Below are 21,501 nucleotides of genomic sequence, written 5' to 3'. Positions count from 1 at the left end.
GGCGGTACTCGATTCCTGAGTTCTGAACGAACCCTAACTTTTGTATAACAAAAAAAGATTTGAAATGATTGGTAATAACGTCTCTTAGTCCGACCCAGTCTCTTGCGGGGGCCAACACCAGCAATCCGAGGCATTATTGCCAAGCTTAACGATGGTTTCACCGCCCAATTCTTTCGCCAGTGAATTTCGGTTTTCGAACCAATCGCTGCTCAGCAACCCGACCACAACCATATCGTGAAATTGACCATCTGCAAACCAGGCCTGACGCATCGACCCCTCGATCTGGCACCCCAGTCTGGCAACCAGGTCTCTGCTGCTGACATTATCCGCCCTATAATACGAAGTCAGCCGGTTCAGCCCCAGTTGTCGGAAGGCGAAATCGGCGACCAAAGCCGTCGCCCTGATACCAACTCCATGGCGGCGCACCGAATGATCGACGAACATCGCAACGACAGCATCGCGATTGATCGGCGATATCCCCTCGAGGCCGCTCATGCCGACCAGTTTTCCCGCCGAATTCTCAACAACGAACCAACACCTGCGGCCGATGGCTGAGCCGGTGAACATGTCGCTCCAGCTTTCCTCTGTCTGTGCAAGATTAAGAGGGATGCGGGACACGCGTTCGAATTTGGCTAAATCCTCTACATTTTGAAACCAGGGCAGAATTGTCTCAAGATCGGATTTTTCCAGAGGACGCAGGACATAGGTCTTGTTGCTGGGCTTTTTTTTCACCGGAATTTCAACCTTCAATAAACATCAAAAAAATAACCCGTAGAGGATAGCATGAAAACGCCACAAACAGAAAAGATGATTGTTGCAACCCAGTAAAACAAAAATACCGGCCCGCCGATCGGGCGAACCGGTCCGTATTAAGCTGTCAGGCTCTTAGTCGTAAAGAACTGCCGCGATCTTCGGATCGTCAATATTGGAAGCATCGTAATAGTAAAAGCCTGTGTCGATTAAGGCCGGGACTTCTTCGCCTTTCATCGCCGCGACGGCCGCCTTGACCGTTTCATAGCCGATACCAACCGGGTTCTGGGTGATTGCCCCGGTCATCAGACCACTTTTGATCGCGTCTTTTTGGGCTTTGCCGCTGTCATAGCCAATGATGACAAGGCCTTCGGTGCCCAATTCCTGAACCCCGTTCACGACACCAATGGCAGAGCCTTCATTGGTGCCAAAAATACCATCCAGATCGGGGTTTGCAGTGAGGATCGCTTTTGTCACCTCGGTTGATTTCAGATGGTCGCCCTGCCCGTACTGAACGGTGACAACCTCGATATCAGGGTATTTTTCCGCAATGCGGTTCACAAATCCATCGCGGCGGTCAATGCCAGTGCGGCTGGTCTGGTCGTGGACTACCACTGCAACTTTGCCTTTTCCACCAATCTTTTCGGCCATCTTGTCAGCGGCAAGCCCCGCTGCAGCTAGGTTATCAGTTGTGGCAGTAGAAACAGGAATATCACTGTCGACACCGCTGTCAAAAGCGATGATCGGGATACCCTTGTCATTTGCCTGCTTCAGCAACGGAATGGCGGCCTGACTGTCGAGTGCGGCAAAGCCGATGGCTTTTGGATTGTTTGCCAGTGCTGCGGCCAGCATGTCGATCTGACGGTCAACCATCGTTTCGTTGTCCGGTCCTTCGAATGTGATTGTGACGTCAAACTCTTCGGCCGCCTGTTCGGCGCCCTGCTTTACCGCCTGCCAGAATTGGTGCTGGAACCCTTTGGATACCAGCGGAATATAGATTTCTTCCGCCATGGCCATCGAGGCCGGAGCTGCGAGGGTGGCTGCGCTGAGCGCCCCCAGAACGAAACGACGTGTTAACATGATATTCTCCTCCAGTTGGTCGTTATCTTCTTTGGTCCTAAAGATTGTTCACCCGGTCTTTTTGCGCCGCGCCATGTCGGCATAGACGGCCAGAATGATGATCGCGCCAGTGACAACGGTCTGCCATTCCTGCGCGACAGACAGAACGCGCAGCCCATTGGTCAGGACAGCCATGATAAGCGCGCCGATGAGCGTTCCCAGGATCGTGCCGCGCCCGCCGGACAGAGAGGTTCCGCCAATGACCACAGCCGCGATGGCCTCAAGTTCGTATCCCAGCCCCAAAGCGGGTTGTGCCGAGTTCAGGCGCGAGGCGATCAGGATGCCGCCGATGCCGCAAATTCCCCCGGCCAGCGCGTAGATTCGCATCTTCCAGGCGTCGGTGTTGACACCCGACAAGCGGACCGCCTCTTCGTTTGATCCCAAAGCGAACGTATAGCGGCCCAAAACAGTGCGGCTGAGGATATAGGATGCTGCAATCGCGACCAAAAACAAGATCAGCACGCCGTTCGGGATAGGCACCGAGGGAACGATTTCTCCGATCAGAGACCCGCGCGAAATCTGATCGAAACCGGGCGTGTCATTGAAATAGATCGGTCGTGTGCCCGAGATAACCAGCGATAGACCCTTGAGGATCAGCATCATGCCCAGCGTCGCGATGAAGGGCGGGATTTTCATTTTGGCCACAAATGTTCCCGAACACAGACCACAAAACGCACCCGCTGCAATGGCTGCAGCAACACCCAAAAGCAGGGGCATGCCGAGATAAGTCAGGGCCACGCCCGCAATCACGGCACAGAAGGTCATCAAAGTGCCAACCGACAGGTCGATTCCGCCCGTGATGATCACCAGAGTTGCGGCAACGGCCAGTACGCCGTTGACCGAAGTTGCCTGCAGAATGGCAATCATGTTCGAGGTTTGCATGAAGTTTGGCGATGCGATCGAAAAGCCGATCAACAGGGCGATGAGACTGGCAAAGGCCAGCAGCTTTTGATACGCGCCGCTTTCCGACAGGCCCGCCAGGGGCTTTTTCTTGTCTATATCCGTTGCTGTGGTCATATTGCTGTCCCTGTGACCTGCATCGCCGCCGTGCGTTGGGTGGCCAGATGCATGATGTCTTCCTGAGTGGTGTTGATTCCGCCGGGCAGAATTCCGGTCAGCCGGCCTTCGCACATGACGGCGATGCGGTGGCTGAGGCGCATGATTTCCGGCAATTCGGATGAGATCACGATGATCGTCTTTCCCTGCGCGGCCAGTTCTTCGAGCAGTTTGTAGATTTCCGATTTTGCACCGACATCAATACCGCGCGTGGGTTCGTCAAAGATCAGGATGTCGCAATCTCGCAAAAGCCATTTTGCGATGACTACCTTTTGCTGATTGCCGCCGGACAACAGGCGCACCTCTTGCACATCCGAGGGTGTGCGAATGCCAAGCTGGGCGATATAGCCTTTGGCCGTAGTGCTGATTTCGCTATCGTTCAGAACACCGGTGGCACTGGTAAACCTATCCATCGAAGCCAGAGCGATATTGTCGCGGACGTTCATTCCCGTGGCGAGGCCGAAATGCTTGCGATCCTCGGACAGGTACCCGATCCCGGCACGCACGGCATCCACAGGGGAACGGATGGGCACGATCTGCCCATGTACCCGGATTTCACCGCCATCGATAGTGTCAGCCCCAAAGATTGCCCGCGCAACTTCGGTCCGCCCTGCCCCCATCAGCCCGGCGAACCCCAGGATTTCGCCCTTTCGGACCGAGAAGCTGACGTCTTTCAGATCGTTGACTCGTGTCAGCCCTACGACTTCCAACGCAACCTCGGCATCACTCAGGTCGGGCACATCCAAGGGATCCTCTGATACTTCGCGCCCAACCATCATCGCAATGATTTTGCTGATCGGCGTGTCACTGGCACCGACAGTGCCAACATATTCACCGTCGCGCATGACAGTCACACGGTCGGCGATTTGTTTCAGCTCGTCCATTTTGTGGCTGATATAGACAATCCCCACCCCCTCGGCCCTCAGGCGGCGGATGATGACGAACAGCTCGGCAATCTCGGCGTCGTTCAGGGCCGCGGTCGGTTCGTCCATGACCAGAACCTTGGAGCGATAGGACAGCGCCTTGGCAATTTCGACCATCTGCTGCTTGGCAATGGTCAACCCGCCGACCAGTGCTTTGGGATCGAGATTCAGGTTCATCGCCCCGAAGATTTCGGCGGTTTGAGCGTTCAGCGCAGCCTCGTCCAGGCGACCAAAACGTTTCCGGGGCTCGCGTCCGATAAAGATGTTCTGCGCTACGGTCAGATCGTTCATCAGACTCAGTTCCTGATGGATGATCCCGATCCCGAGGTTCTGAGCCTCACGCGGGGATGTGGGACTGGCTGATTTGCCTTGAATGGCCAAGTCGCCGCCATCGCGCTGATAGATCCCGGACAGGATTTTCATCAACGTACTCTTACCCGCCCCGTTTTCCCCCATAAGCGCGTGGACTTCGCCCGAAAACAGATCGAACTGCACGGATTTCAGCGCGTGCACACCGGGGAAATACTTTTCGATCCCCTTCATTTCGACCAGTTTTTCCATCTCTCCTCCCATTTTGCCCCTACCCCAGACGAACCTGCGGCTACATAACAGCGCCGATTTGCCAGGGGACAAATTCAACGCCCCCAAAACCAAGCTCTTCGCTTTTTGTTTGTTCGCCCGATGCGACACGGATCAACATTTCGAACAACTCTTCGCCCTTGGCCTCGATACTGACCCCGTCAGTGACGATGTCGCCGCAATTCAGATCCATGTCTTCGGACATGCGGGCGTACATTTCCGAATTTGTTGCCAGCTTGATGCAGGGCGTGGGTTGATATCCGGAGACCGACCCCCTGCCCGTGGTGAACACGATCAAATTGGCACCCGCTGCTACCTGACCCGTGACTGAGCAAGGATCGAACCCGGGGCTGTCCATGAAGACAAAGCCCTTTTTGTCGATAATTTCGCCAAATCTGTAGACGTCGCGCATCGGGGCCGTGCCCCCCTTGGCCACCGCACCCAGAGACTTTTCAAGAATGGTCGTCAGTCCACCGCGCTTGTTTCCGGGGCTTGGATTGTTGTCCATCTCGCCGCCATTGCGCTTGGTGTAATCTTCCCACCAATGAATACGTTCGATCAGTTTTTCGCCGATTTCCGGCGTTTCTGCGCGCCGGGTCAAAAGATGCTCGGCGCCATAAATTTCAGAGGTTTCCGATAGGATTGTTGTTCCGCCATGGCGCACAAGCAAATCAGAGGCATATCCAAGCGCCGGATTGGCAGTGATGCCGGAATAACCATCCGAGCCACCGCATTGCATCCCGACCGTAATCGCACTGATCCGAGCCGGCTTGCGGACGGCCTGATTGGCCAGCCGCGCGATCCCCTCCAGCTCGGCAAGCCCGCGCTCGATCGTGCGGCGCGTACCGCCTTCGTTTTGGATGGTCATATAGCGCAAGGCACCGTCCTCGCGGATGGGGCGGCCATCAACCAGACTGGCCACTTGCATGACCTCACATCCCAGCCCGATCAGCAGAATGCCGGCAAAGTTCGGGTGCTGGGCGTACCCGGCCAGGGTGCGCATCAACGTAGCATAGCCGTCATCCTTGGCCGACATACCGCAGCCCGTGCCATGCACGATGGGCACCACCCCGTCCACGTTGGGATATGGATCAAGCAACCCGCTTTTTGAGGCCGCTTCGGCGATGAACCGGGCTACTGAACCCGAACAATTCACTGTCGTCAGAATTCCGATATAATTGCGCGTGCCAACCTTCCCATCGGACCGGTGATACCCAAGAAAACTCCGCTCTTCGTCGATATGCGGCAAAGGGGTATTTGTGGTCGCATGGGCATAGTCCTGCTGATGGGCACCCATACCAAGATTGTGGACATGGACGTGATCTCCGGCTGCGATATCTGCCTTTGCCTGACCAATGATCTGACCATAGCGAATGACGTTTTTTCCGGCAGAAATTGGGGTAATAGCAATCTTGTGCCCACGCAGAACCTGATCCCGAAGCGGGACATTCAGCCCGGAAGGCTGCGTGCCGATCTTCAGATCTCGGAGTGCAATGACGATATTGTCGTCCGGGTTCAACCTGACTGTATCGCGCGCTGCGGGCTGAGAAGCCTTTATTTTCTGATCTGGTTGCATCATTTTCCTGTTTGCTGATCCCGACTGCTAATCGTCGGGCACGCACTTGTCAACTAACATGTTAGTATGCTAGGTCGCTAGATATGAATAAACCACAGGACATAAACGCTCTGCACCTGCGCGATATTTCTACGTCTGAGGGCTCTTTGTCTCAGCGCGTTTACCTCTCAATCAAGCATGCAATCCTGTCGCTGGACTTCGCGCCGGGCGACAACCTCAGGAAGGCGCCGATATGCGAACGCCTTGGCGTTTCGCGTGCGCCCGTGACCGAGGCGATTGCCCGACTTGCTTCCGAGGGTCTGGTGGATGTAGTGCCCCAATCCGGCACGCGCGTATCCTATTTCTCGATGTCCGAAATTCGCGAGGGTATGTTCCTGCGTGAAGCACTTGAACTTGCGACGGTCGCCAAAGTCGCGCGCGATTTGACCGAGGATCAGCGCAAGATACTGGGCCGCAACATGCGTCTGCAAGAGCTGCTGATCGAAGATGAAGATGTCCCCGGCTTTTACGAGGCGGATGAAGAATTCCACGGCCTGCTGATGAAATTCACAGGATTCAACAGGTTAAGCGACGTCGCGCAAACCGTTTCACTGCAAGTGACCAGAGCGCGAATGCTGCTGCTGCCTACCCCGGGCCGGGTGGTGGAAACGCTGGCCGAACACCGCGCCATTTTCAACGCGGTTCTTGAGAGAGATGAAAAAGCTGCACAGGACGCCATGCAACGTCATCTGGGGCAGTTGATGCCTCGGATTCAACGCTTGCAGCAGGAACAGTCCCACCTTTTCACGGACTCCCCTCATCCAATACGCGAGGCAGGATGACAGTTACCGCAACAGAGCTTCTAAATGGCCGCACGGCGCGACCCGTTCCGCTGACTCGGATGGGATTTGGTGGCGCGCCTTTGGGGAATCTCTATCGCAAAGTATCAGACGAGGATGCGCAGGCTGCGCTGCAGGCAGCCTTTGATTTGGGTATCCGATTTTTTGACACCGCACCGCAATATGGGTTGGGCCGCTCCGAGCAACGATTTGGCCAGGCTATTGCCCGGTTCGGACGCGAAGAGATTCAACTTTCGACCAAGATCGGGCGTCTGCTGCTGGATTGCGCACCGCATCATGTCACACCCGAAGCCTTTGTTGATGTGCCGCAGAAACGTATCGTTTTCGACTATACCTATGACGGGGTCATGCGATCCTACGACGCCAGCCGCGACCGGTTGGGTGTCTCATGCGCCGATATCCTGCTTGTGCATGACGTCTGTGCGTTCAGTCAGGGCAGTCAGGAGGCATCTGATGCCAAGATCCGGGAACTGTTCGATGGCGGCGGATACAAAGCTCTGGTCGAACTTCGTGAAGCCGGTGAAATTGCCGCCATTGGAGCCGGTGTAAATGAATGGAAGGTCTGCGAAAGATTATTGGGCTTGGGCGACTTTGACGGGTTTCTTCTGGCAGGCCGTTATACCCTCTTGGAACAAGACGCTTTAGACAGCTTTCTACCCCTTTGCGAAAAGCGGGACGTGGGCATAATTCTTGGCGGGCCGTACAACTCGGGTATCCTGGCAACCGGCGCTGTTCCCGGTGCGAAATACAATTATGCTGATGCACCCGAAGACATCCTTGCCCGAGTTCGCCAGATCGAGGCTGTCTGCTCAGCCCATGATACACCACTGATCGCTGCTGCCTTACAATTTGTCCTTGGCCATCCCTGCGTCAAAACCGTTGTCCCCGGCGCGGTGAATGCTGCCGAGGTGCAGGCCAATGCGGCCCTGCTCGAACGTCAAATCCCCGCTGCGCTTTGGTCTGATCTGTGTTCGGAAGGATTGATCCGTTCCGACGCCCCCCTTCCCGGAGAGGCTGCCTATGCTGCGTAATATTGATCCCATCCTGTCGCCTGACCTGTTGTACACCCTGCGCGCTATGGGGCATGGTGATGAAATCGTGATTGCGGATGCGAATTTCCCCGGCTCCAGCTCTGGGCCGGGCTGCATACGTGCCGACGGGTCAAGCGCCAGCGAAATCCTAAGAGCTATTTTGTCTGTCATGCCGTTGGACACATTTGTCCCTGACCCGGCCCTGACCATGCAGGTTGTTGGCGATCCGGATGCTATACCTGAGGCCATCGCCGATTTTCAGACCATTATCAGCGAAATAGCGGACCACCCGGCCACGATACAGGGCCTTGAACGTTTCGCCTTTTACGACCGGGCGGCCACAGCTTTTTCGATCGTGCAAACCGGCGAACGTCGGCTGTATGGCAACATCATCCTGAAAAAGGGTGTTCTTGGATGAAGATCGACGCCCATCAGCATTTTTGGACATTGGCGCGCGAAGACTATGGCTGGCTGACACCGGATCTGGGGCCGATTTACGCGGATTTCGCGCCCGCGGATCTGGCCCCATTGCTGAAAGGAGCGGGAATTGACGGTACGGTCTTAGTACAGGCTGCGCCGACAGCTGCTGAGACCGAGTATCTGCTGTCACTCGCCGAGCAGGCCCCGTTCATAAAAGGCGTTGTCGGATGGGTTGATTTTGAGGCCGCCGACGCACCGGAACAAATCGCACGACTGGCTGCCCACCCGGTTTTTGTCGGTTTGCGCCCCATGGTTCAGGACATTCCCGACCCATTATGGATGCTCAGGGATGGGCTGACACCGGCTTTTGACTCTCTGCAACAGGCAAACCTTACCTTTGATGCGCTGACCCTGCCGCGACATCTGGGGCCGCTTCAACAGCTGCTGGAACGGCACCCACATATGCGCACGGTAATTGATCACGGTGCCAAGCCCCTGATCCGGGAGGGAGTCATGGAGGACTGGCAAGAAGACATGTCGACATTGGCCCGAAATACAAATGCCTGGTGCAAACTTTCCGGGTTGGTGACCGAGGCCGGGGCGAATTGGACGGTAGAAGATTTGAAGCCCTATGTGGATCACCTGCTGAACACATTCGGGCCCTATCGCCTGATCTGGGGCAGCGACTGGCCGGTTTGCACATTAAACAGCAGTTATGAACGATGGCTCGAGGCGACCGATACGCTGTTAACCGGTCTGTCACCACACGAGCATCAGGCGATACGGGGCGGTAATGCTGCCCAGGCCTATGACCTCAGGAACTAGATTGATCTTTCCGAGGCTGTATGCCGATGGGATTTTGCCGTCGTGGTTCCCCTAAGCTTGGATTTTAGAAGGAGAGTGAAATAGATGATGACATCATCCGAAAACCTTGGCCGTCTGGCTGGAAAAACTGCTCTGATCACCGCTGCGGGACAGGGCATAGGGCGTGCAACAGCCGAATTGTTCGCCGCCGAAGGTGCACAGGTTTTTGCCAGCGACATCAATGATACCTCTCTGGCAGAGTTGCAGAATATCCAAGGCGTTACGTCGGTAAAACTTGACGTAACCGATGCGGCGGCATTGCAGGCCTTCGTCGCGGACACGCCCCCGTTGGATGTTTTGTTCAACTGCGCAGGATATGTGGCTGGCGGGTCCATTCTGGAATGTGATGAACGTGACTGGGATTTCAGTTTTGAGCTGAACGTCAAATCGATGTACCAGCTGATCCAATGTGCCCTGCCAACCATGCTGGAACATGGTGGCGGGTCTATCATCAACATGTCTTCGGTCGCCTCTTCGTTGAAGGGCGTTCCAAACAGGTTTGCATACTGCGCCTCGAAAGCCGCCGTAATCGGACTGACGAAATCGATCGCAGCCGATTTCGTCACACAAGGCATCCGGTGCAATGCGATCTGCCCCGGCACTGTCGACAGCCCCAGCTTGCACGACCGGTTGCGCGCAACTGGGGATTACGAGAAAGCAATGACTGATTTTATTGCGCGGCAACCCATGGGCCGCATCGGAACCGCAGATGAGATCGCGGAACTTGCGCTCTATCTGGCCAGCGATGCCAGCAAATACACAACCGGACAGCCCTTTGCCATTGATGGCGGCTGGACGATCTGAAGCAAATGAGGAATGTGAAATGAAATTGCTACGATACGGCCCAGCAGGCGCGGAAAAGCCGGGCATAGTTGATAAAGACGGCACTATCCGGGACCTGTCGGGGATCGTCGCCGATATTGCTGGGGAAGCGCTTAGCGATGAAACCCTTGCACGGCTGCGCGCGCTGGATCTTGAAACGCTGCCACCCGTCGATGCCGACAGCCGTATAGGCGCCTGTGTTGGACGTGTCGGCAAGTTCATCTGCATCGGTTTAAACTTTGCCGATCACGCGGCCGAAAGCGGCATGGACCTACCTGCTGAGCCGGTGGTCTTTTTCAAAGCGACATCCGCCATCATAGGCCCCGATGACACGGTTGAAATCCCCCGCGGGTCAGTCAAGACCGACTGGGAGGTGGAACTGGGCGTCGTCATCGGAAAAGAAGCAAAATACATCTCGGAGGATGAAGCACTGGCCCATGTGGCAGGATATTGTGTGATCAATGACCTGTCAGAACGGGATTTTCAGCTGCACCGTTCAGGTCAGTGGGTCAAAGGTAAATCCGCAGATACGTTCGGCCCAATCGGTCCCTGGCTGGTGACACGGGACGAAATCCCTGATCCCCAAGACCTGCCAATGTATCTTGAGGTGAACGGGCATCGGTATCAGGATGGCTCGACCAGAACGATGCATTTCAGTGTCACAGCGGTGATCTCGCACCTGTCGCAGTTCATGTCACTGCAACCCGGCGACGTGATCTCGACCGGGACACCCCCCGGTGTGGGTCTGGGGCAAAATCCGCAGGTTTACCTCAAACCTGGAGACAAGATGGAACTGGGGATCGAAGGTCTGGGGGTTCAACGTCAGAACGTTATACAGGGATAGTCCCTGGGACCTATCAAGTGGTGCTCATCCAGTTATTCTGGGTGGGTTTCCTCGGACCAGGATCGCCGGAAATTATGCGGTGAAATTCTAAATCGGTTCCGGAAATGCACAGAAAGCCTATCCGTACTGGAAAACCCGGATGCAAAGGCTATCTCAGAAACGCTCAGGTTTGTTTCATTCAACAGGGCAAAAGCACGGTCCAGCCTGAGTTCGTTGTAGAACCGTCCCGGCGACATGTTAGTGTGCTGCCTGAACAGCCGCTCCATATGCCGCCGGGACAGGGACGCCTGATCCGCTATTGCCTCGAGGCTAAGCTGCGTTTCAATATTCTCGCGCATGATTTGCACCGCTTCGATCAATTTGGCATTTCGCGTGCCCAAAAGCGCCGAAACCGGCGATACCTGTTTGCTGCCGCCTTCTCCCAGCCTTCTGTGCAGGCACATTTCCGAAACATTGTTTGCCAAGGCGTTTCCAAACAATTCCTCGATAACTTCAAGCATCATGTCAGTGCTGGCGTGCCCGCCCCCGCATGTTCTAAGTTTCCCGTCAATTTCATAGAGGTTCTGGGTCGGCTCCATTGTTGGGAAGTTCTCACAAAAGCCAGGCCGGTTTTCCCAATGGACGGTAAAGTTTCTGGTTCCGATCACGCCCGCCTTTGCTAAGGCAAATGCACCGGTACAAATCCCACCGAACTCACATCCATGCGCCTTTTGGCGCCGAATCCAGTTCAGGACATTTGTGTTGAAAGACCTCATCGGTTGCGTTCCGGAACACACAAAGACAAACGCTCCCTTCTCCAGGTCATGAACCGAGTGATCCGCCTGAACACGTATGCCGTTGGAACAGGTCACGGGTTCTCCGTCGGTGGAGAGCACGTACCATTCGAACAGCTGCTTTCTGGACAGTTGATTTGATATGCGCAGAGGCTCAATCGCGGCACTGAAAGCCAGCATCGTCGTGTTGGGTAAAAGCAGAAAATAGAAGGCCTTGGGCGGCCCGTCATAGGAAACGTCCACGGAAATTGCGCCTTTTGGCAAAAAGCGCGGATTATCCATACGATCCTCTTTCATGTTTAATCCTTATAGAACGTGACCATTTTTATTGTGGCAGCCGAGGCGGCTTGAAATCAATCAACACTTTATATTCATTAGTGAATGCAAGGCTCTTGGAAAATCGGTGTCTATTTTGTATTTTGGATACAAAATTACACCAGCAGAGACTGTAACAATGCCAAGAACCCGCGCAATTCCCAGGCAAAGTTTGCCCGATGTCATCACAAATGACCTGCGCGAGCGGATTCTAAGCGGAGAGATGGCAGAAGGTGAAGCCATCCGTCAAGAAGCCCTGGCAGAAGACTATGACGTGTCACGCATGCCCATACGAGAAGCGTTAAAACGGCTTGATGCAGAGGGTCTTGTGCAGCTGACCAACAATCGCGGCGCTGCGGTGACAAGACATTCGCTGTCAGAAATCGGTGAGATATTTGACCTCCGGATAATGTTGGAGGTCGATCTGTTCAGGCGTGCAATTCCACAGATGACCGAGGCAAATTTTTCCGAATGCGAAAGGTTTCTGGACGAAATGGAAACGTCCTACGAAGCCTATGATGTCGGGCGGTGGGGTGGTTTGAACTACGAATACCACAATGCGCTTTACGCTGCAGCAGACCGTGGGATCACCAATGATATACTACAACGGATCAATCTACAGTCCGATCGCTATGTCCGTATGCACCTGAGCGTTATGGAACAACGCGAGCCCGCGAAAAAGGACCATCGCCAACTGCTGACGCTGGCCGAGAATGGGCAAGTTGAGGAAGCCTGCGCGCTGTTGACCCAACATATTGGGCGTACAAAAGACCATTTGCTTGCGATGGTCACCGCAACGCGCAGTTCCGAGAGCTAACCTAACCCAGCGGATGCAGGCATGCAGCCTGATGGGTTGTTCCTTGCAGATCGGGTGGTGCCGCACGGCATTCGTCAGTTGCCAGCCAGCATCGCTGAGCAAAGGCACATCCCTTGGGGATATTCATCGGTGAGGGCAACTCACCTTCCAGCTTGATCCGTTCCTTACGCGCCTCGGGGTCGGCACGCGGTGTCGTCGACAACAACGCTTTGGAATAAGGATGCCGGGGCGCCGCGAACAACTGTTCTTTCGGAGCTTTCTCGACTGCGCGTCCCAGATACATGACAATTACGTCATCAGCGAAATGCTTCACCACAGACAGGTCATGCGAGATGAACAGGTAGGCCAGGTTCAGACGCTCTTGCAGTTCAACCAGCAGGTTCAGGATTTGAGACTGGATCGAAACATCCAGCGCCGATACCGGCTCATCCAAAACCAGAACCTTGGGGTTCAGCATCAGGGCTCGGGCAATCGCAATCCGCTGCCGTTGGCCACCCGAAAACATGTGGGGGTAGCGATCATAATGCTCGGGGCGCAGACCGACAAGATCAATCATTTCGCGTGCGCGAGTTTCCCGTTCCGCAGCGGTCATATCGGGCCGGTTGATGATCAGAGGTTCCTGCAGGATCTGACCGATCCGTTGTCGCGGATTAAGCGAACCATAAGGATCTTGAAACACGATCTGCACGTTTTCGCGCATCTCAGCCCATTTTGACGGGGTGATTTCGACGCCGTCGATGGTCAGTGTTCCCGAAGTGGGCTCTTCAATCATCGTTACGACGCGAGCGAGGGTGGATTTACCGCACCCGGACTCTCCTACAATGGCCAGCGTCTTACCAGGCTCTAGGGCAAAATCCACACCGGAAAGGGCTTTGACCGTTGCCGATTTCGACAGCAATCCCCCTTTGACCTCATAGTGCCGGGCCAACGCGTTTGCCTGAACGATCGGGGCGGTCATGCCAATTCTCCAGCGGTGATTTCCTTGACGTGGTGACAGCGGGCCTTGCCGAAATCTGCTCCATGCGGAGCGGGTGGTGTGTTCCGGCACAAGTCATCGGCGAATTGGCATCGCGGGCTGAACAAGCAACCTTTGGGACGGTCAAATTGACCAGGAACAACACCTGGAATCGTCGGCAGCAATTTCGAAGTTGCCCGTTCAGGCAAAGCGTTCAGCAAAGCTGAGGTATAAGGATGGCGCGGTGTGCGGAACAGATCGCGTACCGGCTGTTCCTCGACCTTTTGACCGGCATATTGGACCTGAACCCGCTCGGCGGTTTCTGCCACAACACCCATGTCATGGGTAATCAGAACAAGGCCCATCCCCTGCTCATCGCGCAATCGGACCAACAGATCCAGAATCTGCGCCTGAATTGTTACATCAAGCGCGGTAGTGGGTTCGTCCGCGATCAGAAGTTTCGGGGTGCAGGCAATCGCCATCGCGATCATGACCCGCTGATTCATGCCGCCCGACATCTGGTGAGGAAACGTATTCAGACGGCTCTCGGGTGCCGGGATACCCACCAGGTCAAACAGCTCAATCGCGCGCTGATGACGGTCTTTGCGGTTGAGCCCAAGATGGATACGCAGTGCTTCTTTGATCTGGAAACCGACCGTGAAACAGGGGTTTAGCGAAGACATCGGCTCTTGAAAGATCATGGCAATATCTTTGCCGATGATCTTGCGCCGATCCCGTGCCGAGATTTTGGTCAGGTCGCGACCCTCAAAGCTCATTTCATCTGCCGTGATCGTCGCCGTCCATGGCAGCAACCCCATCAGCGCCAGCATTGACACGGATTTCCCCGAGCCGCTTTCCCCGACAATGGCCATCAACTCGCCCTTGTTGACAGACAGATCAACGCCATCCACAGCGCGGAACTCACCCGACGCAGTAGCAAACTCGACCGAAAGATTTCGGATTTCCAACAGGCTCATGTCGTCAGCTCCGTTTCAGCTTGGGGTCCAGCGCGTCGCGCAGACCGTCGCCCATCAGGTTGATTGCCAGCACCGTGACCAGAATGGCCAGGCCCGGGAAAGTTACCACCCACCAGGCGCGCAGAATGAATTCGCGCGCTTCGGCCAGCATCGTGCCCCATTCGGGCGTTGGCGGCTGCGCCCCCATGCCCAGAAAGCCAAGTGCCGCAGCATCCAGAATCGCGGTCGAGAAGGACAGCGCCGCCTGGACAATGATCGGCGCCAGACAGTTCGGCAGCACGGTTTTGAACATCAGGCGTGCCTTGCTTGCACCGGCCACACGAGCCGAGGTCACATAATCCTTTTGCCGTTCGGCCAGAACCGAGGCGCGGGTGAGGCGCACGTAATGTGGTTGAAACACAATGGCGATGGCGATCATTGCATTGGTCAGAGACGGGCCCAGAATGGCGACCAGAACCAGTGCCAGCAGCAGCGACGGAAAGGACAAGATAATATCCATCACGCGCATGATCATCGTATCGACCCATTTGGGTGCAAACCCGGAAAGCAGGCCAAGAACCACACCGCCTGACACGGCCACACAAACCACGACGATCCCGACAAAGAAGGAATAGCGAGATCCCATAATCAGCCGCGACAGCATATCCCGGCCCAGCGGATCAGTTCCCAGCGGGAAGGCCCAACTGCCGCCTTCCTGCCATGCCGGAGGTTGCAGGATATGCTCGCGGAACTGTTCGGTTGGATCGTAGGGGGCCAGCAAAGGTGCGAAGGCAGCGCAAAAGACAAAGGCCGCGAATACCCACAGGCCAATCACCGCGCCGCGGTTTTCACTGAAATAAAACCAGAATTCGCGCAAGGCGCTTGGGCGGTCTTCGGTTTTGGGTGCGTTTGCAGATAGTTCAGCCATCACCGCCTCCGGATTTTTGGATTGATGATGCCATAAAGGACATCGACCAGTAGATTCACCAGCATCACGATCACGGCGATCATCAGAAGACCGCCCTGCACCACCGGGTAATCGCGCCGGAAGATGCTGTCGACCATCCACTTGCCGATACCCGGCCAGCTAAAGATCGTCTCGGTCAGAATTGCACCAGCCAGCAAAGTTCCAACCGACAGGCCGATCACCGTAATCACGGGGATCAACGCATTACGCAGAGCATGCAGCCCGTTGATCCGAGTGGGTGACAGGCCTTTTGCCCGCGCGGTACGAATGTAGTCCTCGCCCAGAACCTCAAGCATCGCCGAGCGCGTCTGACGCGCAATGACAGCCAGCGGGATCGTCCCCAGAACTATCGTTGGCAGAATCAAATGCCGAACAGCCGACGTGAATGCCCCGGGTTGCCCCGACAAAAGACTGTCGATCAGCATAAAGCCGGTCACGCTGGGGAAGTAATACAGAAGGTCGATCCGGCCCGAAACAGGCGTCCAGCCCAGATTGCCCGAGAACACGATGATCAGCAGCAGCGCCCACCAGAAGATCGGCATTGAATACCCAACCAGCGCCGAAGACATCAGCGCCCGGTCAAAGAATTTGCCCCGGTTGACTGCGGCAATGACACCGGCGGGCAACCCAAGGGCCACCGCGAAGATCATCGCGCAGATTGACAACTCCAGCGTCGCTGGGAACAGGGCAAAGAACTCGTCCCAAACCGGTTTCTTGGTGACAAAGCTTTCGCCCAGATCGCCCTGCATAACGCCGGTCAGATAGTCCCAATATTGTTGGAGGACCGGCTTGTCGAAGCCCAGTTTGACCACCATTTCCTGATAGCGTTCCTCGGACATTCCGCGTTCACCGGCCATGACGATGATCGGATCACCGGGCAAAACCCGAATGAACATGAAGGAGATAAGCGTTACACCCAGAAATGTCGGAATGAACATACCGAGACGAGAAAGAAAGTAGCCAAACATCAGCGACCTATGATTGTGAGATCTTTGGGAAAGTGGGTCAGCGACCGACAGCCATCCCCTGTAACAAGCACGTCATCTTCTATGCGCACGCCGAAATTGTCCAGCGCGTAAAGGCCCGGCTCGTTTGTCCAAACCATGCCCGGCAGGATTTCCTGGTCGTTTCCACGCATGATATACGGCGCTTCGTGAACGTCGCGGCCCAGACCGTGGCCCGTTTTGGTGCGGATCCGATCGGCATAGGGTGACGCTTCGAGCACGCCGATCACGGCATCGTCGATATCATGCGCCGTGACACCGGGACGGCAGGCTTTGAATCCTGCCAGATTGGCGCGCAGAACGGTGTCATAGACCGCCCTGCCCTCGTCCGAGACCTCTTCGACAAAGAATGTCCGGGTGATGTCGGCGGCAAACCCATGTTTGCGGGCTCCGAAATCAAACAAAAGCGCATCGCCCGGTTTGATCTGGTAATCCGCCCGCGCCTTGCCATGGGGCCGCGCCGAGTTGTCCCCGGCGGCAACAATCGGCGAAAATGCCAGCGAGGCGGCGCCTTCCGCAAACAGTGCCTGAATCAAGGCCTGTTCAATCTGCAATTCGGTCTGACCGACGCGCACATCCGCAATCACGCGCTCTAACGCGCGTTCAGAGATGTCGATCGCGGCTTGAAGCGCTGCGATATCGTCTTCTGTCTTGATAATGCGCAAGCCAGAAATTTCACGCTCGGCATCGACAATCTGCAGGTCCGGTAACGCGTTGGTAAACGCCTTCGACACAAAGACTCGCATCACCTGCCCTTCCACAGCCAGCGATGTCAGCGGCATATGCTTGGCGAGGGCTGCAAAGGCGTCATCATACCCGGTCTGGTCGAACCAGTCGAAAACGGCGCCTTCAAATCCAACCAGGTCCCAACTGCCGAGCTCAAGGTTGGGAACGATGGCCGCAGGAGAACCTTCGCCGGGGACCACGACCACAAAGGGCCGTTCGTGGCTCATGAAAGGTTTTCCCAATGCGCGGGTGAAATTCGGGCCGGGCACAAGGGCCACGGCATCAACTGACATGTCCTTTGCCAGTTGACGGTACTCGGACAAATTCGGCATCAGGGCCGACCTCCAATAAGAAACCGGAGCCGCCACGCGGGCGGCTCCGGTCGGTAAGTGATGAATTATTCGACGCTCACACCGTAGAAGATGTGGCCGCCCAGCGGGTGCACTTTATAGCCCTGCACTTCGTTGCGCATCGGCATAAAGACCACCGAGTGTGCGATCGTTGCCCAAGGCGCCTGCTCTTTGAAGACCACCTGAGCGTCTTCGTACAGCTTGGTGCGTTCGGCCTGATCAGTGGACTGCTTGGCCTTGAGGATCAGCTCTTCGAAGGGCTCGTGGCACCACTGCGCCCGGTTCGAGGCTTCGCGTCCGTCACAACCCAGCAGAACCGCCAAGAAGTTGTCTGGATCGCCATTGTCACCGGTCCAACCCAGCAGAACGGCTCCGTCACGGTCCAGATCTTTCGAACGCGACAGGTATTCACCCCATTCATAGGACACGATTTCGACGTCGACACCAACCTTGGCAAAATCCGCTTGGATCAGCTCGGCCATACGGCGTGCATTCGGGTTATAGGGACGCTGTACCGGCATAGCCCAAACCTTCATCGACAGGTCGGATACGCCTTCGGCTTCCAGCATCGCCTTGGCCGCTTCGGGATCATACGCGTCATCGGTGATGGCGTCGTTATAGCCCCACATGGTTGGCGGGATCGGGTTCTTGGCAACTTGGCCCGAGCCCTGGAACACGACGTCGATGATCGCATTCTTGTCGATCGCCATGTTCAGCGCCTTGCGGACCTTCGGATTGTCGAACGGTGCCATGGTGGTGTTGTAGGCGAGGTAGCCGACGTTCAGGCCTTCCTGCTCCAACATGTTGATATCTGCATCGTCCTGCATCGCTTGAATGTCGGCCGGGTTCGGATAAGGCATGATATGACATTCGCCCGCTTTCAGCTTTTGATAGCGAACCGATGCATCCGGCGTGATCGCGAAGATCAGGTTCTCCACATCCGCAGGGGCCTTCCAGTAGTCGGCATTCTGCGCATAGCGGATCACTGCGTCTTTCTGGTAGGCTACAAACGAGAACGGACCAGTCCCGATCGGTGCTGTGTTCAGATTCTCAGGCGTACCCGCGGCCATCATCGCATCCGCATATTCCGCAGACAGGATCGAGGCGAAGTCCATCGCCATGTTGGCCACAAAAGGCGCTTCAGGCTTGGACAGGGTGAACTTCACTGTGTAGTCGTCGACTTTTTCAATCGACTCGACCAGGTCCGGCATACCCATGCCCTGGAAATATTCCCAGGTACCACCAGATACCTGATTATAGGCATGGCCTTCATCCTTCTGGCGCATGAACGAGAAGATCACGTCATCAGCATTGAAATCACGCGTCGGCGTGAATTCGTCATTCGAATGGAATTTGACGCCCTGACGCAATTTGAAGGTATATTCCAGACCATCATCGCTGGCCTCAACGCTTTCCGCCAGACCGGGGATAACATTGGTCGTACCGGTCTCAAACTCGAGCAGACGGTTGTAAATCGGGTGTGACGAGGCATCAAAGGTTGTCCCTGCGGTAAATAGCGCCGGGTCAAAGCCTTCGGGTGATCCTTCCGAGCAATATACCAAAGTATTTGCTTGGGCCGCAGCACTGGACAACGCAATCGCTGCAGTTGCGGCCATCAATCTAAGTTTCATGAGTTTCTCCCAGAAATGTTTTTTCTTCAGATTTTCGCGTTGTTCTAATTTCTAGTCAGAACAATCTTTGATGACTGTCACCGCCGCGAAATCCCTGCCCAATGTATCCAAAATACAAAATCCATTGTCAACTGAGTTCACCGCCCAGCGATCAGGAAGTAAAAAAGAGGGCAGGTACAGCGTTATGATTTGCCTGGTCGGGCCTGTTTTCTAACTGATTTCGGTTCTTTGGCGATTAGAGCCAAGCAGTGGCGAAGCCACCGGGCAGGAGCGTCCGAACTCTTGAATGCCATCAATCCTAAATGCCGCGGGCTTCAGGGATCGACCTCCACATCCATATCTTGAATCGAGTCGATCCGACCCAAATGTCAGGCGCCGTAACGGGCCATGAACATGTCGACAGCCTGCAGCGCGACCTCTTCAATCTCAGCCTCTGAAAAGCTGCTTTGAATGCCGAATGTGGATCGGGGCCAAAGGCGGACCTTGCACAATTCCGAAAACTGTTCAGCGGCAAATTGAAGGTCCTCGATAACCAATTCGCCTTTATTCACCGCTTTTTGCAGATATTCTGCAAGTTGCCGGGTGCCATTTTGCGGCCCCGCCTCATAGAAGGCGCGGCCAAGTTCGGGGAACCGATCTTGCTCGGCCACGCAGATGCGGAACACCTGCTGCGCAAAATCCGACACCAGAAATGCGGCCAGCTGGGTCGCAGCGATGGTCAGCACCTCGCGTGCAGGTTTTGTATCGTCAACCATCGAAACGACATTCTCGGCCATACGGCAGCATTCGTTCTGAGCGACCTCCATGAAAAGAAGACGCTTATCCGGGAAATAGCTGTACAAAGTCGCCTTGGAAACACCCGCCGCGCGCGCAATGTCATCTACGCTAGCTCCTTCGAAACCATCTGCCATGAACACCGATCGGGCTCCTTGCAGGACCTGATCAAATTTTCGGCCTGTTCGCAAAATGGCAGTTGCTTCGGACATGCGCTCTCCTTCAGGGGTGGATTCGTCGAATCTATAAACTGATCAGTTCAGATACAACGATTCGCATAGGATTTCGGCCATGGGCAGGCGGGATTATGGTAATTTTTCCGTTAGGTCAGTCCGCGTAGTTCGTTCGGCGGGGCCTGATTGGCCAGGGGTTGCCGCCAGAGAAAACCGTGCTAACACTCTGGCCATGGCTGATATTTTTCTGCGTACGCTGCCGTTCTTTGCGATTATCGGCCTGGGGTATTGGGCTGGGCGCAGTCGGTTCTTCTCGGAAGAAGCCACGGCCTATCTGACGAAATTCGTGTTCTATTTCGCACTTTCGGCAATGTTGTTCCGCTTTGCCGCCACCCTGCCCTTTGCCGAGATATTCGACGGCAGATTGGTCGCGGGCTATCTGCTGGGAACGCTTACGGTTTATGCTCTGGCCAGTCTGATCGCGTGGATGCGCGGCCTTGACATACCAACCTCTGCCGTCGAGGCCCAATGCGCTGCGATCGGCAATGTCGGCTTTCTGGGGCTGCCGATGCTTGCGCTTTTGTTCACCGAAGCAGCAATCGGCCCGGTCATGCTGGTATTGACTGTCGACCTTGTGGTGTTTTCCTCGCTGATCGTGATTTTGATCAATGCCGGACGCGATGGGCGGCTGACGCCGGCAACATTTCGGTTGATTGGCCTCGGTTTGCTCAAAAACCCGATGATCGTATCTATTTCAGCGGGGCTTTTGTGGTCAGCCTTCCAAATTCCCGTGCCCGTTCCACTGAACGATTTTCTGACAATCCTGGGCGGGGCAGCCACTCCGGGAGCCTTGTTTGCGATAGGGGCATCGCTCGCCAGCAAATCCGCCGAGCGTGTTCAGATCGCTGCCTGGCTGAGTTTTTGCAAGCTGATCATTCATCCGCTCTGCGTTGCTGTCTTCGTAATCTGGCTGATCCCGGCGGAAAGCTTCTCGGCTTCGGTTGCCATTGCAGCGGCAGCACTGCCGGTCGCTGGGAATGTCTATATGCTGGCGGCCTATTACGGGGTCGCACCCCATCGGGCTTCGGCCGCAATTCTCTTGTCTACCGTGGTCAGCATCCTGACACTGCCACTGGTGATTGCCATAGCCGGAACATTCTAAGCCACAGATAGGGAAAATACTCGCTGGCCGCAGGAACACAGACTTTACGCACGGACCGAGTAACGATAGCCATGG

21 protein-coding genes are annotated in these 21,501 nt (G+C 55.6%); 8 read left to right on the top strand and 13 right to left on the bottom strand.

What is annotated here, in order from left to right:
• Window positions 1-84 precede the first annotated feature (84 nt).
• The 5 genes from AC2FH0_RS06230 to AC2FH0_RS06210 form a co-directional block, all read right to left on the bottom strand.
• Entirely contained in the window at window positions 85-732 is a 648-nt protein-coding gene (locus tag AC2FH0_RS06230) for a GNAT family N-acetyltransferase (RefSeq protein ID WP_246097210.1), read from the bottom strand.
• Between the two features lie 153 nt (window positions 733-885).
• Window positions 886-1,830, bottom strand: coding sequence for an ABC transporter substrate-binding protein (locus AC2FH0_RS06225; RefSeq protein ID WP_496788850.1), 945 nt, complete (start codon window positions 1,828-1,830; stop codon window positions 886-888).
• Window positions 1,831-1,878: 48 nt separating this feature from the next.
• Window positions 1,879-2,886: an ABC transporter permease gene (locus AC2FH0_RS06220; protein WP_281995092.1), complete on the bottom strand. Its 1,008-nt coding sequence runs from the start codon at window positions 2,884-2,886 to the stop codon at window positions 1,879-1,881.
• Window positions 2,883-4,409, bottom strand: coding sequence for a sugar ABC transporter ATP-binding protein (locus tag AC2FH0_RS06215; RefSeq protein WP_496788848.1), 1,527 nt, complete (start codon window positions 4,407-4,409; stop codon window positions 2,883-2,885). Before AC2FH0_RS06215 ends, AC2FH0_RS06220 begins: the two co-directional genes overlap by 4 nt.
• A gap of 40 nt (window positions 4,410-4,449) precedes the next feature.
• Complete coding sequence (locus AC2FH0_RS06210; protein ID WP_496789046.1) at window positions 4,450-6,003, bottom strand: UxaA family hydrolase; 1,554 nt, start codon at window positions 6,001-6,003, stop codon at window positions 4,450-4,452.
• A gap of 83 nt (window positions 6,004-6,086) precedes the next feature.
• Here AC2FH0_RS06210 and AC2FH0_RS06205 point away from each other — a divergent pair, with 83 nt between their 5' ends.
• The 6 genes from AC2FH0_RS06205 (at window position 6,087) to AC2FH0_RS06180 (ending at window position 10,823) form a co-directional block, all read left to right on the top strand.
• Window positions 6,087-6,824, top strand: coding sequence for a GntR family transcriptional regulator (locus tag AC2FH0_RS06205; RefSeq protein ID WP_281995093.1), 738 nt, complete (start codon window positions 6,087-6,089; stop codon window positions 6,822-6,824).
• On the top strand, window positions 6,821-7,873 hold the full coding sequence (locus AC2FH0_RS06200) for an aldo/keto reductase (RefSeq protein ID WP_496788847.1): 1,053 nt from the start codon (window positions 6,821-6,823) through the stop codon (window positions 7,871-7,873). The genes AC2FH0_RS06205 and AC2FH0_RS06200 overlap by 4 nt, the downstream gene beginning before the upstream one ends.
• A complete protein-coding gene (locus AC2FH0_RS06195) occupies window positions 7,863-8,291 on the top strand; it encodes an RbsD/FucU family protein (RefSeq protein ID WP_496697009.1) in 429 nt (142 codons plus the stop codon). The genes AC2FH0_RS06200 and AC2FH0_RS06195 overlap by 11 nt, the downstream gene beginning before the upstream one ends.
• The gene (locus AC2FH0_RS06190; protein ID WP_496788845.1) at window positions 8,288-9,118 is read left to right on the top strand and encodes an amidohydrolase family protein; all 831 of its coding nucleotides are present in this window, start codon (window positions 8,288-8,290) and stop codon (window positions 9,116-9,118) included. The genes AC2FH0_RS06195 and AC2FH0_RS06190 overlap by 4 nt, the downstream gene beginning before the upstream one ends.
• A gap of 84 nt (window positions 9,119-9,202) precedes the next feature.
• Entirely contained in the window at window positions 9,203-9,961 is a 759-nt protein-coding gene (locus AC2FH0_RS06185) for an SDR family oxidoreductase (protein WP_496701870.1), read from the top strand.
• 19 nt (window positions 9,962-9,980) lie between these two features.
• Window positions 9,981-10,823: a fumarylacetoacetate hydrolase family protein gene (locus AC2FH0_RS06180; RefSeq protein ID WP_496693755.1), complete on the top strand. Its 843-nt coding sequence runs from the start codon at window positions 9,981-9,983 to the stop codon at window positions 10,821-10,823.
• Between the two features lie 32 nt (window positions 10,824-10,855).
• On the opposite strand, the gene AC2FH0_RS06175 is transcribed toward AC2FH0_RS06180, so the two are convergent.
• Window positions 10,856-11,893 carry a GlxA family transcriptional regulator gene (locus AC2FH0_RS06175; protein ID WP_246097212.1) on the bottom strand — a complete coding sequence of 346 codons (1,038 nt, stop codon included), beginning with the start codon at window positions 11,891-11,893 and terminating at the stop codon, window positions 10,856-10,858.
• Window positions 11,894-12,050: 157 nt separating this feature from the next.
• Here AC2FH0_RS06175 and AC2FH0_RS06170 point away from each other — a divergent pair, with 157 nt between their 5' ends.
• Window positions 12,051-12,728: a GntR family transcriptional regulator gene (locus AC2FH0_RS06170; protein WP_496691601.1), complete on the top strand. Its 678-nt coding sequence runs from the start codon at window positions 12,051-12,053 to the stop codon at window positions 12,726-12,728.
• A gap of 1 nt (window position 12,729) precedes the next feature.
• On the opposite strand, the gene AC2FH0_RS06165 is transcribed toward AC2FH0_RS06170, so the two are convergent.
• The 7 genes from AC2FH0_RS06165 to AC2FH0_RS06135 all read right to left on the bottom strand — a co-directional run bounded on the left by AC2FH0_RS06165 (window position 12,730) and on the right by AC2FH0_RS06135 (window position 20,303).
• On the bottom strand, window positions 12,730-13,686 hold the full coding sequence (locus AC2FH0_RS06165) for an ABC transporter ATP-binding protein (RefSeq protein WP_496691600.1): 957 nt from the start codon (window positions 13,684-13,686) through the stop codon (window positions 12,730-12,732).
• Complete coding sequence (locus tag AC2FH0_RS06160; RefSeq protein WP_142636312.1) at window positions 13,683-14,660, bottom strand: ABC transporter ATP-binding protein; 978 nt, start codon at window positions 14,658-14,660, stop codon at window positions 13,683-13,685. The genes AC2FH0_RS06165 and AC2FH0_RS06160 overlap by 4 nt, the downstream gene beginning before the upstream one ends.
• A gap of 4 nt (window positions 14,661-14,664) precedes the next feature.
• Window positions 14,665-15,567: an ABC transporter permease subunit gene (locus tag AC2FH0_RS06155; RefSeq protein WP_185956667.1), complete on the bottom strand. Its 903-nt coding sequence runs from the start codon at window positions 15,565-15,567 to the stop codon at window positions 14,665-14,667.
• Entirely contained in the window at window positions 15,567-16,574 is a 1,008-nt protein-coding gene (locus tag AC2FH0_RS06150) for an ABC transporter permease subunit (RefSeq protein WP_142636316.1), read from the bottom strand. Before AC2FH0_RS06150 ends, AC2FH0_RS06155 begins: the two co-directional genes overlap by 1 nt.
• Window positions 16,574-17,668, bottom strand: a complete 1,095-nt coding sequence (locus AC2FH0_RS06145) for a M24 family metallopeptidase (protein ID WP_496691599.1) — start codon at window positions 17,666-17,668, stop codon at window positions 16,574-16,576. Before AC2FH0_RS06145 ends, AC2FH0_RS06150 begins: the two co-directional genes overlap by 1 nt.
• Window positions 17,669-17,733: 65 nt before the next feature.
• Window positions 17,734-19,317 (bottom strand): ABC transporter substrate-binding protein, encoded by a 1,584-nt coding sequence (locus AC2FH0_RS06140; protein ID WP_496691598.1) that lies wholly within the window; start codon window positions 19,315-19,317, stop codon window positions 17,734-17,736.
• 368 nt (window positions 19,318-19,685) lie between these two features.
• Window positions 19,686-20,303, bottom strand: coding sequence for a TetR/AcrR family transcriptional regulator (locus AC2FH0_RS06135; RefSeq protein ID WP_142636321.1), 618 nt, complete (start codon window positions 20,301-20,303; stop codon window positions 19,686-19,688).
• 193 nt (window positions 20,304-20,496) lie between these two features.
• Between AC2FH0_RS06135 and AC2FH0_RS06130 the strand changes: the two genes are divergently transcribed.
• Window positions 20,497-21,426, top strand: coding sequence for an AEC family transporter (locus AC2FH0_RS06130; RefSeq protein ID WP_142636323.1), 930 nt, complete (start codon window positions 20,497-20,499; stop codon window positions 21,424-21,426).
• Window positions 21,427-21,501 lie beyond the last annotated feature (75 nt).

This window comes from Ruegeria sp. CDSC051 (genome assembly GCF_059610665.1).
This window is presented reverse-complemented; position numbering and strand designations above follow the sequence as displayed.